The organism is Anabaena sp. PCC 7108 (assembly GCF_000332135.1).
Classification (GTDB): Bacteria; Cyanobacteriota; Cyanobacteriia; order Cyanobacteriales; family Nostocaceae; genus Anabaena.
In genome coordinates this window covers 2607916-2621917 of sequence record NZ_KB235896.1, presented here as the reverse complement: position 1 = coordinate 2621917, position 14002 = coordinate 2607916, and the positions used below count along the sequence as shown (strand labels likewise).

The 14002-nt window shown below is 39.4% G+C and carries 12 protein-coding genes; 4 read left to right on the top strand and 8 right to left on the bottom strand.

What is annotated here, in order from left to right; all coding sequences use genetic code 11:
* Positions 1-58 precede the first annotated feature (58 nt).
* A complete protein-coding gene (locus ANA7108_RS0112475; protein ID WP_016951129.1) occupies positions 59-1633 on the bottom strand; it encodes an NAD(P)H-quinone oxidoreductase subunit 4 in 1575 nt (524 codons plus the stop codon).
* Positions 1634-1952: 319 nt separating this feature from the next.
* On the opposite strand from ANA7108_RS0112475, the gene ANA7108_RS0112470 reads away from it, so the two are divergent.
* On the top strand, positions 1953-2174 hold the full coding sequence (locus ANA7108_RS0112470; protein WP_016951128.1) for a hypothetical protein: 222 nt from the start codon (positions 1953-1955) through the stop codon (positions 2172-2174).
* A gap of 164 nt (positions 2175-2338) precedes the next feature.
* On the opposite strand, the gene ANA7108_RS0112465 is transcribed toward ANA7108_RS0112470, so the two are convergent.
* From ANA7108_RS0112465 to ANA7108_RS0112430, 7 genes are all read right to left on the bottom strand, one after another.
* Complete coding sequence (locus ANA7108_RS0112465; RefSeq protein WP_016951127.1) at positions 2339-2563, bottom strand: type II toxin-antitoxin system MqsA family antitoxin; 225 nt, start codon at positions 2561-2563, stop codon at positions 2339-2341.
* Complete coding sequence (locus ANA7108_RS0112460) at positions 2563-2850, bottom strand: DUF4258 domain-containing protein (protein ID WP_016951126.1); 288 nt, start codon at positions 2848-2850, stop codon at positions 2563-2565. Before ANA7108_RS0112460 ends, ANA7108_RS0112465 begins: the two co-directional genes overlap by 1 nt.
* Positions 2851-3225: 375 nt before the next feature.
* Positions 3226-4212, bottom strand: coding sequence for an O-methyltransferase (locus tag ANA7108_RS0112450; protein WP_016951124.1), 987 nt, complete (start codon positions 4210-4212; stop codon positions 3226-3228).
* Positions 4212-5663 carry an ATP-binding protein gene (locus ANA7108_RS0112445; RefSeq protein WP_016951123.1) on the bottom strand — a complete coding sequence of 484 codons (1452 nt, stop codon included), beginning with the start codon at positions 5661-5663 and terminating at the stop codon, positions 4212-4214. The genes ANA7108_RS0112450 and ANA7108_RS0112445 overlap by 1 nt, the downstream gene beginning before the upstream one ends.
* 190 nt (positions 5664-5853) lie before the next feature.
* Entirely contained in the window at positions 5854-7938 is a 2085-nt protein-coding gene (locus tag ANA7108_RS0112440) for an NAD(P)H-quinone oxidoreductase subunit 5 (protein WP_016951122.1), read from the bottom strand.
* Between the two features lie 272 nt (positions 7939-8210).
* Entirely contained in the window at positions 8211-8597 is a 387-nt protein-coding gene (locus ANA7108_RS0112435) for a co-chaperone YbbN (protein ID WP_016951121.1), read from the bottom strand.
* Between the two features lie 319 nt (positions 8598-8916).
* A complete protein-coding gene (locus tag ANA7108_RS0112430; protein ID WP_016951120.1) occupies positions 8917-9633 on the bottom strand; it encodes an NnrU family protein in 717 nt (238 codons plus the stop codon).
* Between the two features lie 232 nt (positions 9634-9865).
* On the opposite strand from ANA7108_RS0112430, the gene ANA7108_RS0112425 reads away from it, so the two are divergent.
* From ANA7108_RS0112425 to ANA7108_RS0112415, 3 genes are all read left to right on the top strand, one after another.
* Positions 9866-10879 (top strand): LysR family transcriptional regulator, encoded by a 1014-nt coding sequence (locus tag ANA7108_RS0112425; protein ID WP_016951119.1) that lies wholly within the window; start codon positions 9866-9868, stop codon positions 10877-10879.
* A 213-nt stretch (positions 10880-11092) separates the two neighbouring features.
* The gene (locus tag ANA7108_RS0112420; RefSeq protein ID WP_016951118.1) at positions 11093-12466 is read left to right on the top strand and encodes a protein kinase; all 1374 of its coding nucleotides are present in this window, start codon (positions 11093-11095) and stop codon (positions 12464-12466) included.
* A gap of 28 nt (positions 12467-12494) precedes the next feature.
* Positions 12495-13910, top strand: coding sequence for an ABC transporter substrate-binding protein (locus tag ANA7108_RS0112415; RefSeq protein ID WP_016951117.1), 1416 nt, complete (start codon positions 12495-12497; stop codon positions 13908-13910).
* The last annotated feature ends 92 nt before the right edge of the window (positions 13911-14002 follow it).

Sequence of the window (14002 nt, the reverse complement as noted above, 5' to 3'; positions counted from 1 at the left end):
AAAAAAAAGGGCAGGTATAAAACCCACCCTCATCATAACTCATAGTTGTAACTACGAATTAATTACCAATTATTGGCGCACTCAAAGAAACAGTTCCCACCGCTTTCTCAGCCGTTAAAGTTGGTACAGAATCACGCAATCTTGCCGTCAATTGTACAGTTGTAGCGTCGTACATTTGTGTTAGCAACTTGGGATAAAAACCAATCCCAATAATGGGAATTAACAAACAAGCAATGATAAAGACTTCACGAGGTTCAGCATCTATCAAAGCTTGGTGAGAAACTAACTCTTCGTTTTCTTGTCCGTAGAAAATTTCTCTCAACATTGAAAGTAGATAAATTGGCGTTAAAATCACACCAACCGCCATCAAGAAAATGACAATTACTTTGAATGTCGGGTTATAAGCATCGCTAGTAGCAAAGCCAACAAATACCATTAATTCCGCTACAAAACCACTCATTCCTGGCAATGCTAAAGATGCCATTGAACAAGTTGTAAACATAGCGAAAATCTTCCGCATTCTTTTACCGACACCACCCATTTCATCTAACATTAAGGTGTGTGTACGGTCGTAAGTTGCACCGACTAAAAAGAACAAACTTGCCCCAATTAAGCCGTGAGAAACCATTTGTAAAACTGCCCCACTTAAACCCAAATCGGTGAAAGAGGCAATACCAATCAGAACAAAGCCCATGTGAGAAATTGAAGAGTAGGCAATTTTCCGTTTTAAGTTCCTCTGGGCAAAGGATGTTAAAGCAGCATAGATGATATTTACTACCCCCAAAATCACCAACACTGGAGCAACATAAGCATGGGCATCGGGTAGCATTTGGGCATTCATGCGAATTAGGGCATAACCACCCATTTTCAGCAAAATACCTGCTAGTAACATATGCACGGGCGCTGTAGCTTCACCGTGGGCATCTGGTAGCCAGGTATGCAAAGGAATGATGGGCAACTTCACAGCGTAGGCAATGAGGAAGCCAGCGTACAGTAAAAGTTGTAAATTGAGTCCAAAATCTTTCAATGCGAGCGATCGCATATCAAAGGTAACTGTATCGCCATAAAATCCCATCGTCAAGGAAGACAGCAAAATAAACAGCGAACCGCCAGCAGTGTATAAAATAAACTTGGTCGCTGCATATTGGCGTTTTTTACCGCCCCAAATCGACAACAGGAAGTAAATTGGCACTAGTTCCAATTCCCACACCAGGAAGAATAACAGCATATCCTGGACAGCGAACACAGCAATTTGGCCGCCATACATCGCCAAAATCAAGAAGAAAAATAATTTCGGCTTGAAGGTGACAGGCCAAGCTGCTAAAACCGCCAAGGTAGTAATGAACCCAGTTAGCAAAATCAGGGGCATAGACAAGCCATCAGCGCCCACTGACCAATTTAAACCCAATTGGGGAACCCAGGGGTAACTCTCCACCAGTTGCAAATCGGGATTGGAGAAATCATAACCAGTACAAAAAGCGTAAACAATCAGCGCAAAATCTATCAACCCGACAATCAGGGAATACCAGCGCACTGTTTTGCCGTCTTTATCTGGGATGATGGGAAGCAGTAGCGACGCGGCTATGGGAAATAAAATAATCGTCGTCAACCACGGGAAATTAGCTATATTCATCACAATCAGTCAGCAATTAAAATCATGTTTGGCAAAAAGTCACAGTTAATAACTAACAGCTTTTTGGCAATTTTCCCTTCATTGTTAGGTTGATTTAATTAAATTGACAATACCCCACCCTCCCAGATGCACTCTTAGACCACTTCTATCAGTCAGCATCTGACAGGTAAATTGCCCGCTAATTTGCTCAAGTTGAGCAATTATGGCATCTGTACGACATTAAATGGCAAATTTGTCTGAATCAGGATGTCCAGGATTATCTGGTGATAGAGTTTTGTTTAGTAAAATAGACTGGTAAGGTTTAAAAGGAAATTAGATTATGTCATCTCCAGCAATTACTACTGTAATTAAAATGATGGAATCTTTATCTGAAGATGCACAAGAAAAAGTTGCAGAACATCTGAGAGAATATTTGGCAGATTTGCAAGATGAACTTAAATGGGATAATTCATTTCAGAACACTCAAGAAAAATTGGTTGCATCTGCTCAACGTGCTAAAAAAGATATTGCAGAAGGACTTGCAAAACCAATTGCTAAATAACCAAATCTTTCGGAATCTATATAACAATTTCGATAAGAATTAATAGATGAAGAAATAGAAATTAACCCTGATGAAGTTTGGGGAAATATTCGTGATTATGTTCCAGGACGTGAGGTAATTTGGTGATTTGCTTTTCATCTAAAATCCTGATGGGTTTTAGAAATTTAAGCTGCATATCTAATGATTTCTAATTCTGCTCCTTTAGTAATTGCTAATTCTGCTTTTTCTAAAACCTGTTCGGTAACTGTATCACTTAAATAATATTCACCACAGTTATCACAAATTTCTGCGGGAACTTTTTTTAAGACAATAATACATTCATCTCTTTCTAAGGTGACGGTGACTAAACCGGGTTTGGTTTGTCCATGTTTACAAATTACGCATTTCATTATCTTTGTCTCCTAGTTGTAAAACCATCTAACCAAATATTAACATCAGGGATATAAGCTGTTACTACATATCCTGTATCTGTAACTTCATCGTAGGAAAATACAACATGAATCGGTTTACCTTCTACAAAATCTAATATTAAATAACTGGGATATGGTGTATCATCAGTATTTTCTTCTATTATTTGTCCATAAGCTATTACAGTTTCTACTTCTTTTTTACTGATGCGACGATAAAACATTTGCTGGATAGCATGGCGGGAGAAGTTGATATTTTGACAATACATGAATTATTTTTTAATCTTAATTAATGATAAATTAGTTTGTCTGAATCAGGATATCCAGGATTTAAGGATTTACAGGATTTTGTATGAATATTTATCTGGGGATATTTCAGGTTTTAAAGATTAGTTTTTTTCTACATCCTGAAAATGCTTAATTGTCTGAATCAGGATACCCAGGATTAGGGGAGTAACAGGATTTTATATGAATATTTATCTGGGGATATTTCAGATTTTAAAGATGAGTTTTTTTCTTCATCCTGAACATCCTTAAATCCTGGAAATCCTGATTCAGACAGTAGGGTGTGTTAGCGTTGCGTAACGCACTCTACAAAATTGGTGTAACAGTTTCTGCTAGTTTAAAATACAAAAAATAGTTTATCAAATAAGGATTCTTGAGAAAAATGGAGATTGGCGATAAAAAAGAACATAAGTATTCAACATTTCGAGTGAATTTTTATCATTTTTATCAAATGAAAATCCTAATTTACTTTGAATTATATCTGCGTCTGAATTAGGTAGAAGAGCGTCAATATATAACCGTTCCTTAACCGTTAGATTAGGTACATTTATCTTTTGTGGTTTTCCCCAATTAGTGTTACTAAGTCCCCATTCTTTTATATGAGTTCTATCAAAAAAATTAGTTTCTTGTTCCTGCTCTAAAATAATGCCTGTGACAGTTAACATTTCTTGTCCGTCAGAATATGAGAAGGAGGTTATGGGTTGAAAATAAACATCAGGTATACCCTGAGTTGCTAGATTAGCAGCAAATTTTAGAACTAGACATAATGCTTCTGGCAACCTCTTTTGTGTCATCATATCTGTAGTAACTTCAGCAAAGGGGAAAATATCTCCTAATCTTCTCCTTAACTCTTCTAATCTTGATTTTTGTATTTCATCTGATTTAGCTCCTGGCGGTGCTTGTAGATAGGAAGCAGCATGGGCATTTAATGTGATTTTTATAACATCCAATGGAATAAGTTTATTAATGATAGTTTGAAATTCTTCGATTTGCTTCCTTAAATCGGATGGTTTTGTATAATCTAACCAAATAATAGTTCCATCAGTTCTTTGAAAATCATTGATAAAATCACTGCTAGTTTTCCTAAAACAGTTAATACAATTATGAGGCTGGTTAAATTGCTGTCGCTTATATACCTCTTCATCCTCTTCTATTGAAATCATCTTGGAAATTCCAAAATAAGAGTGGATATACTTAAAATCTTCCAATGAATGACCACCGAAACCTATATAACTATACTCACAAATATTACAGAACTTGTCAATTTTTGAGAGAAGTTCCATGAAGGCATATCTGTCAATTGCTTTATTCTGTCGTAGGTGATAGGGAATAGATGCACCACTCATTATTTTGCTTCTCCCAAAATTCTTTCAAAGCACTCATTACCAACTTCTGATGCTTCACGTTCAGAGTCTTCAAATAAATATTCAGCAACTATCTCAATTTCTTTTGAAGGTCTTGAAAAGCTTATATTCTTTCTTCTAGTTCCAGTATTTTGAGTTTCAGGAACGGGTAGGTTAGGAGTAAAAGTTCTTTGAGTAGAAAAGGATTTACTCTCGCTAGTTCTTCTTTTTACTGGTTTCCAAGCCTCTTCAGGTATTGTCTCGAATATCATATTTAAATCAGCAGTCTTAGCGTTACTTGATATTTCTCTTTCTTGAGGAATATTTTTCTTCCACTTGTTAGTATATGAAGTAAAAATTCTCAGTCCTTCCCGCATGAAATCCTTCACATATAAATATATTTCAGAAGATGCATCTATACCTCTTTTTGTAGTTGTAATAGGAAGATTTCTTGCATCTTTACTACGAAAATGTACCACACCTGAAATAGCAATAAATTGAGGGTGATAACTAGGAACTGTTGGTTCACCCCAGCCAGTCAAACGTGTTTTGTCACAATACAATACTACTCGATCATTACAAATGATAGTCCAACCTGCTGTATTACTACTTCGTCTGATTCCTTCTGTTTCCTCATTTACTTCATCTTCACTAGCTATTGCTCTATAAAAACCGATTGCCAGCTTGATTTCCACTCCATCTTTCTGAGCTTCATAAAGATATGGAGCAATGGCAACATTATTTTGACTATTTATTTTCTCAACACCATCCCAAAGAAGATTTAGAGATATTAGAGGTACTTTTTTTCCATTTACAAAAACAGTGAAGCCTTTGTTCATAATATAGCTATAGTGATGGGAAATTTTTCCTGCAAGGGAGTCAAGAAGAGTTGATTGCGGGGATGAAAATTGTGTGATAATCCCAGGACGTATATGTGTTACTTCAATTGCCGTACCATTTTCAGCTAGAAAAGGTTCTATTTTTTCGATGGGTAATTCCCAACTATCAGAGATTAGCCATTCGGGAGCAATTGTTACTTTGAAGGAATCATTTTCAGTTTGAGATGTTATTGTACTAGAGCAACCCATCTTGAAGATAGCTCTTTTCATACCAATACCATAAGTACCAATAGTGTAAGTGTTACCATTAATGATGTCTGTAGGTCTTCCCATTCTAAAAGCATACTGTTGAGCTTCTGTAGGAATACCTCCACAGTTATCCTCAATTTTAAATCCTTCACTTGAAAATGTTATTTTTGCCCAAAAATTTTGATATGGCTTATCTGAACTTGGACGATCTTTAATAATGCGTTGTATTCCATCAATACAATTATCTAGAAGATCAAGAATTGAATCTTCTAGATCAATATCACGAGTAAGCATCTCTACAAAAAAGTTTTTGGTAGGTGATGCATCTACTTGATTTGGTGACTTTGCCTCATTATCTGAAACCATTTTGAATCCTGATATATATCTAGTAAGTCTATTAAAGTAGCCAAATAGTGTCGTTGATTTTGCTAATATACTTTTAATTATCTGATTTTTTAGTATCTATTCTTAAATTTCATCTATTAAATTTGTACTCATAGCATGACTAATGACCATAAAAAACAATCTAGGGGCGGACAAACCGCCCCCATTAAAATCAGGTAACACCAAAAACGATCACCAAGCCCAAAACAGCCCCAAAAACAATCAGAGCATAGAATTGAACCCGACCGCTTTCCAGGTATTTCAGACCTTCACCACTAACCAAAGTAAAGAAACCAGTTAAATTAACCGCACCATCAACAACGCGGAAATCAACTTCCATCACTTGTCGAGCGACACGACGCAAACCAAGCACAAACACACGATGATAAATATCGTCAAAATACCATTTATTCAACGATAACTCATACAGTGGTTTGATTTTAGATGCGATCGCAGCAGGGTCAATTTTCCGAGCCAAATACATCAGCACAGCCAAAGTAATACCCACCACAGAAATAGCAATAGAACTACCCGCCATAATGTAAAACTCATGGGGGTCAAATTCCGCTGCTTTTTCCATCACTTCAGCCAAACTTTCGTTAGGAGAATAGATGAACTGCTCAAAATAATTGGCGTAGGGAGTACCCGTTAAACCAATTAACATCGAAGGGATAGCCAACACCAACAACGGTAGAGTCATCGTCCAAGGAGACTCATGGGGAGAAGTGCTGTGTCCGTGGGAGTCGTGAGAATGACTATCCAGTTCGCCTTTTTTCATCGCCCCTGGACCAAAGTTAGGCGCTAATTCAGCAGCACCTAATTTTTCAGCAGCCGCCGCAGCCGCATTCTTGAGTTGGGTTTTGATTTTCTCATCATTACCCCGGAATTTGCCTTCAAATGTCGAGAAATACATTCTAAACATATAAAAAGCAGTAATCCCAGCAGTTAGCCAACCAATGAACCACAGCAGGGGGTTAGCAGCAAAAGCTGCACCGAGAATTTCATCTTTTGACCAAAAACCAGCAAAGGGAGGAATACCGGAAATTGCCAAGCAACCAATTAAGAAGGTGATACCGGTAGCGGGCATATACTTACGCAGTCCACCCATTAAACGCATATCCTGCGCCAAAACGGCATCATGGCCAACCACGCCTTCCATACCGTGAATTACCGAACCTGAACCCAAGAATAGCATTGCCTTGAAATAGGCGTGGGTCATGAGGTGAAATAATCCCGCACTGTAAGCACCTACTCCCATCGCCATTACCATGTAACCAAGTTGGGAAATGGTGGAGTAAGCCAAGCCCTTTTTGATATCGTTTTGGGTCATAGCGATAGTCGCGCCCAAAAATGCTGTAAATGCTCCTGTGAAGGCGATCACGTTCATAGCTGCGGGAACGTGTTCAAACACTGGGTACATCCGGGCAATCAGGAATACACCCGCTGCCACCATTGTTGCCGCGTGAATAAGGGCGGAAATGGGTGTGGGACCTTCCATTGCGTCTGGTAGCCAGACATGGAGGGGAAATTGGGCTGATTTAGCAACTGGACCAAGGAAGACCAAAATTGCTAACACGATAGCCAGGAAATTGCTCACAGAACCGGTTTCTACTAGTTCAGATAAGCGATCGCCCATAATCATGAAATCAAAGCTGCCTGTTGCCCAAAATAGCCCCAGGATGCCTAGTAATAGGCCAAAGTCACCGACGCGGTTCGTGACAAATGCCTTTTGACAAGCATCTGCGGCCGCTTTGCGATCGTACCAAAAGCCGACCAGGAGGTAGGAACACATCCCGACCAGTTCCCAGAAGATATAAACTTGTACCAGGTTGGGACTGACCACCAGACCCAACATTGAGGAACCAAACAAACTGAGATAGGCGTAAAACCGGACATAACCTGGGTCATGCGCCATGTAGCCATCAGTGTAAATCATCACCAGGAAGGCTACTGTTGTCACAATCACCAGCATTAAGGCTGTGAGGTGGTCAATAGTGTAGCCCATTGTCAGATGAAAATTACCTGCTGCTGCCCATTCCAGGGTACGGAGATAAGGCGCATGGCCTTGAAATTGACTCCATAGCAAAGCCAACGACAGCCCCATAGCTGCTCCCATCAGGGAGATGATTACCACAGCGTTAAGCTGCCGCAGGCGGTTTGTTACCTGATTTATCGAGATTAGCCCTAGACCGACCAGCATTGCTCCCAAAAGAGGTAATACTGGAATCATCCAGGCATACTGATAGATTACTTCCATCACTAACGCCTACTTTTAAAATTCTTGACTAAGTTAGGATAGTGCTGTAGCGGCTTGCTTTGCAGGCAACTATCCAGGTCGGAACTGTTAATAATTGTGACACACACCCTAGAGGATAAAATACCCCACCTAATGAGCTTTAGGTGGGGTGTTAAGCATGGTTTTAGATTTGAGGATTGAGAAATGGGAAAAACAAAGGCGGCAGACAGTAGGTAACAAGGGAGAAAATACCTTTTCCCTGCACCCTGTCCCTCTGCCTCTTCTGCTTCCAATCAGACTGTGCGGCACTCCAAGTCGGCTGTTTGGGGAATATTGTAAGTTTTATGGCTACTGCCGTAGTTGAGTTTAATTTCTGCTAATGCCAGACGCAAATCATCTCTACTGCGAAAACCTTCTAAGCGTTGTCGGACTATGCCTTTTTCAATGAGTAGTAACGTTGGTAGTGATTTAAGTCTATAGGTAGTAGATAGCTTGAAATTTTGATCGGCGTTAACTCCCACTAGTTTAATTTCGTCGCCGCATTGAGCTTGAAATTGCAGCAACAACGGGTGGATGATGCGACACAAGCCACACCAAGGAGCCTCAAAATTAACTAAAACCGGAATTGGAGATTCTAAAACTTCTTGAGTAAATGTCCGCTCACAAACCGACAACACCATGACGCCTCTTGATTTATAAGGTTTTTATATCAAAGTAACTAGCAGCAGCAGAGATTGGCAAGTCAGCCTGTTATGGTGTTGCTGACAAAAAAGCCAGCGCGACATTCACGGTGGCTCTTTTTGTTGTTCAACTCCTGATTGCTGTTTCCTCTCCAGGAAAGTAACTTGTCCAGCAAATACCAATCTAAAATCTCAAACCGACTGAGGAAAACCTCGCTGACAGCTATTTAAATTTATCCTACATTGATTTGGTGGCAATTGATAGGTCAGAATTTGGATTAAATTGGTATTTTTTGTTGATCTTGGGGATCACTCAAAACTACCATACTAACCTACTGGTTGCTACGATTAACAGCGGGTGCGACCACCACAGCAACGCCACAAAAATACCAACCCCTAAATATGCAGGTCGGAGAAATTCCTCCCATTGGAGAGATTGACGACCATCAAGAATTGCTTGAAAAGGAATAATTGAAGTTCGCTGTTTGACCGTTTCAAAGGCTTCTCCATAGCGGTTGCTCAATCGCCGATCGCCATGCCAAACCCCAAATAAATGGTGTAACACCAAACCCAATGATGTCACAATTGCAAAGGTAGTTCCTAGCCAAAGGCTATGAGCGACACACCAAATAACTTGTCCTACCATTTGGGGATGACGGGTAATACGAATAATTCCTGTCTCATAGAGATTGACTTGGGGCTTTTGAATAGCCGCAATTTCTAGTAGATTGAATGTAGCAGGATATAAAAATAAAAATGAAATCGCTGACAGCACCCAAATGAGAGGTTGGATTCCTGGTACACCTTGCACTTGCCAAAGTTGCCAGCCATCATAACGGTGATTAAAAAAGTAAGTGATTAATATCACCGCTAAGGGTAGGCTAACTAATGCAAACAAAATGCGATAAAGCCTTGGTCCAACGTATTTTTCTGCCCAAGGGCGCAAAGCGGCTCCTCCACTATGGGCGATCGCAAAAGCTAACTGTAAGCCCAGCATGACAAAATGACTGGAGGTAAACCAAGGATTCAGCATCATAGACACAACTCAATTAAAAATTAAAAAATCCAAAATGAAAGAAGCTAGTATTGGTAAGCATCTTAACCTTTAACAGATTATACACAAGAGGACTTTAGCCAAGATGTTGTGGTAATGTCTTTTCCGAGTCAAGCCTCGTAGTTGAAGTTGTAATAAATCATGCCCAGCTTATTGCTGTTCAGTTTGATTTATTGCCAAAATCGCTCCTTTCAAAGTTTTTGGGTTGAGCCTTATGTCTGACCTTCCTTTCACTTTAGATCAGTTACGCATTCTCAAAGCGATCGCCGCAGAGGGGAGTTTTAAGCGTGCCGCTGATAGTCTTTATGTCTCCCAACCAGCAGTTAGTTTGCAGGTACAAAACCTAGAACGCCAACTGGATGTACCTTTATTTGACAGAGGAGGACGACGCGCCCAATTAACCGAAGCAGGGCATCTACTCCTGAGCTATGGTGAAAAAATTCTCAGTCTGTGCCAAGAAACCTGTCGTGCTATTGAGGATTTACAAAATCTCCAAGGTGGTACTTTAATTGTCGGGGCTTCTCAAACTACCGGCACTTATCTTTTGCCGCGCATGATTGGAATGTTCCGACAAAAGTATCCAGATGTGGCAGTGCAATTGCACGTCCACTCTACCCGTCGCACGGCTTGGAGTGTGGCTAATGGACAAGTAGATTTAGCTATCATCGGTGGAGAAATTCCCGGTGAATTGGCAGAATCTTTAGAAATTGTTCCTTACGCAGAAGATGAACTGGCGCTGATTTTGCCGACATTCCATCCCTTTGCTAAACTCGAAACAATTCAAAAAGAAGACCTATATAAACTACAATTCATTGCCCTCGATTCTCAATCTACTATCCGTAAAGTCATTGATCAAGTATTAGCGCGCTGCGAGATTGATACCAGGCGTTTTAAATTGGAAATGGAACTAAATTCCATCGAAGCTATTAAAAATGCTGTGCAATCTGGTTTAGGGGCTGCCTTTGTCTCTACTTCTGCGATCGCTAAAGAGTTACAAATGGGTGTGCTACACCATACCCCTATTGACGGTGTGGTTGTCAAGCGAACCCTGTGGCTGATTGTGAATCCCAATCGTTATCGTTCTAAAGCAGCAGAAGCCTTCAGTCAGGAAATCTTACCTCAGTTTGCTACTTCTGGATGGAATGAAGATACGTTAAAATTACCACAAAAGGATTTAGTGGTAACTACATTGGATACCTTAACACTCAATTCCTCTGACGCAGACTGAACATTTTATCCAAGGTTAACAGTCACTAGTACCGCAGGGCAGAATTTAAAATAGCCTCACACCAGGGCTGGCGGCTACAAAATTCCAAAAGCCGATGAGATGAGCTTTTCAATGTTTTGTAGCTTGCTTCCCCGTAAGAATATGACAGCTATATTTTTGCCAAGCTGTACTAGTCAGAAGAAATCAGCTTTTGACTAATGACTAGAAACAAACATGGAAGTCTACTGCACTCGTCCACATTGCTCACGCCCAAAAAATTATTTTGCTGATTTAGATGATATTACAACTTTAAAAACAACCCAGCAAAAATACTGCACAAACTGTGGTATGCCATTAATTTTGCGTGACCGCTATTTACCAATTAAACTTTTGGGACAGGGAGGATTTGGTGCAGCTTTTTTGGCAATTGATCGGGATACTCCGAGAATGCGTCAATGTGTGGTTAAGCAATTTCAGCCTATGGGCAATTTAACAGAAGAAACTCTAAAAAAGGCCAGAGTCCTGTTTACACAAGAAGCAGGAGTTTTAGAAGAAATAGGTAACGAACACAAACAAATACCTAACCTATTTGCTTTTTTTACTATCACACTTCCAAGTTTGCAACTAAATCAAGCAGACCAGTTTTTTTATTTAGTCCAAGAATATATTGATGGGCAAAATCTCGAAGAAGAATTAATTCAAAATGGTAATTTTTCCGAAGATAAAGTACTAGAAATACTCAGAGAAATTCTCCCAGTACTCAGGTTTATTCACGATAGAGGCATTATTCACAGAGACATTAAACCCTCTAATATCATGCGTCGTCGAGATGGTAAACTATTTTTGCTGGATTTTGGCGCAGTTAAACAAGTTACCAATGCTCCTTCTGGTTCCGCTACTTCCACAGGAATCTATTCTATGGGATTTGCTCCCCCTGAACAGATGTCAGGAAATCAAGTATTTCCATCTACAGATTTGTACGCTTTTGCGGTTACTCTCATCACTTTAATGACAGGAAAAGAAGCAAGTCAGCTATTTGATGCCTATACTAACCAATGGAAATGGCGAAGACAAGCCACTGTCAACGACAGACTAGCGGATATTTTAGACAAAATGCTGCTCCCGGCCGCTAGTCAACGCTTTCAGTCAGCAGCAGAAGTATTGGAAGCTATTATTGCTCTCTCAGTTCCTCCACCAGTATTACAACAAACACAACCACCTCAAACACCAGCACCTCAGCGGAAAATAACAGTTAAACCAGCTTTTACAACTTGGGAACTATTAGCTGGGGCTGCTTTTAGTGGTTTTGAAGGAGCATTAATAGCGATCGCTCTTTTTAGTTTAGTCAAAAACCCCATCATTACTTTAGCTATTTCCATTGTGATTTTGAGTGGTTTGATTTTGGCTCAAACCAGACGCTGGTTGGAAAAATTTGACTTATTAATTATTCCCGGAATTACTTTGGCAATTATATTTTTTATCCCACTTTTACGGAGTAGCTTGGGCATTCAGCAATTAATGATTTTAACAGTTACATCTGCACTAATCGCCATTGCTATAACAACCATATTTCGACTAATTTATAAATTACTATCTTCAATAATTTAAACAATACTAAATGTTGAGAAATTAACTTATGTCTCAAAAAAATGAAATTAAAGTTTTAGTTATCTCTTTACTATTAACAACAGGTTTAATAGGTGGAGGCATTTGGTTGTTTATTCATAGTTCTGGCGTTAATTTTAGTAGTAATACCGCTGCCAATCAAACAAATAACGGCAACAAATCAATTAGCGAACGGATTAGTTTTGGGGATAAATCCTTAACTCCTGGAGAAATATCTTCAGCTAAAAAAGACGGCATCCAGGCTTTAGCTAATAAAAGTTATGACAAAGCAATTGCCGATTTAACAACATCTTTAAAACTCAAACCTAACGACCCAGAAGCGCTAATATATCTGAATAATACCAGGATTGGAAATAGCAAAAGTTATACCATTTTTGCATCACTTCCAATGGGAACAGATCCCAATGCCGCTTTAGAAGTTTTACGGGGTATTGCTCAAGCTCAAAATGAAATTAATGCTGCTGGGGGAATTAAGGGAGTTCTCTTAAAAGTAGGCATAGCTAACGACGATGATAATCCAGAAATATCTAAACAAATTGCTGCCAATTTAGTTAAAAATTCGGAAGTGTTAGGTGTAGTTGGTCCTAATACAAGTGATGCAACTTTAGCAGCAGGTGCTGTCTATAACTCCGGAGAACTTGTAGCTATTTCTCCTACCAGCACTTCAGTAAAACTCTCTAACTTTAGCCCCTATGTTTTTCGCACAGTTCCCAGTGATTTTATGGCTGCTAGAACCTTAGCTAACTACATGGTAAAAACCTTGCAGAAAAAAAAAGCTGTAGTTTTCTTCAATTCTCAAAGTAACTATAGCCAATCTTTAAAATCTGAATTTGTTTCTTCTTTGGCTTTGGAGGGTGGACAAATATCAAGCGAGGTTGATTTATCTCAGGCTAATTTTAGTGCAGCTAAAAGTGTAGAACGGGCAATTAAAGAAGGAACAGAAGTGTTGATGTTAGCCGCGAATACTGAAACTTTGGACAAAGCACTGCAAGTAGTTCAGGTTAATCAGAAACGCTTAACTTTACTGGGAGGTGATGATGTTTATACCCTCAAAACTTTAGAACTCGGTAGAGAACAAGCAATGGGAATGGTAGTAGCCGTTCCGTGGCATATTGATGGTGAAACCAAATCAAATTTTCCCCAAAAATCTCGACAGTTATGGGGTGGTGATGTAAGTTGGCGTACTGCCCTGGGCTATGATGCTACAAAAGCCTTTATTGCATCTCTAGAAATTAATCCCACCCGGTCTGGAATTCAACAAGCTTTAGTGTCGTCAGATTTTACTGCTACAGGTGCTTCTGGTGCAATTCGCTTTTTACAATCAGGCGATCGCAATGCCCCAATTCAACTTGTAAAAATTATTTCCGGTAATCGTTCCCGTACTGGATATGACTTTGAGCCAATCCGAAACCAGTTAAAAAATTAAAAAACTAAAAAATCTATAGCATTCCTACCGTTGATATCTATCTAGAAAAGCTCAAAAACCGAAGTATGTAACGAAAAGTAAATTCGCCCAAA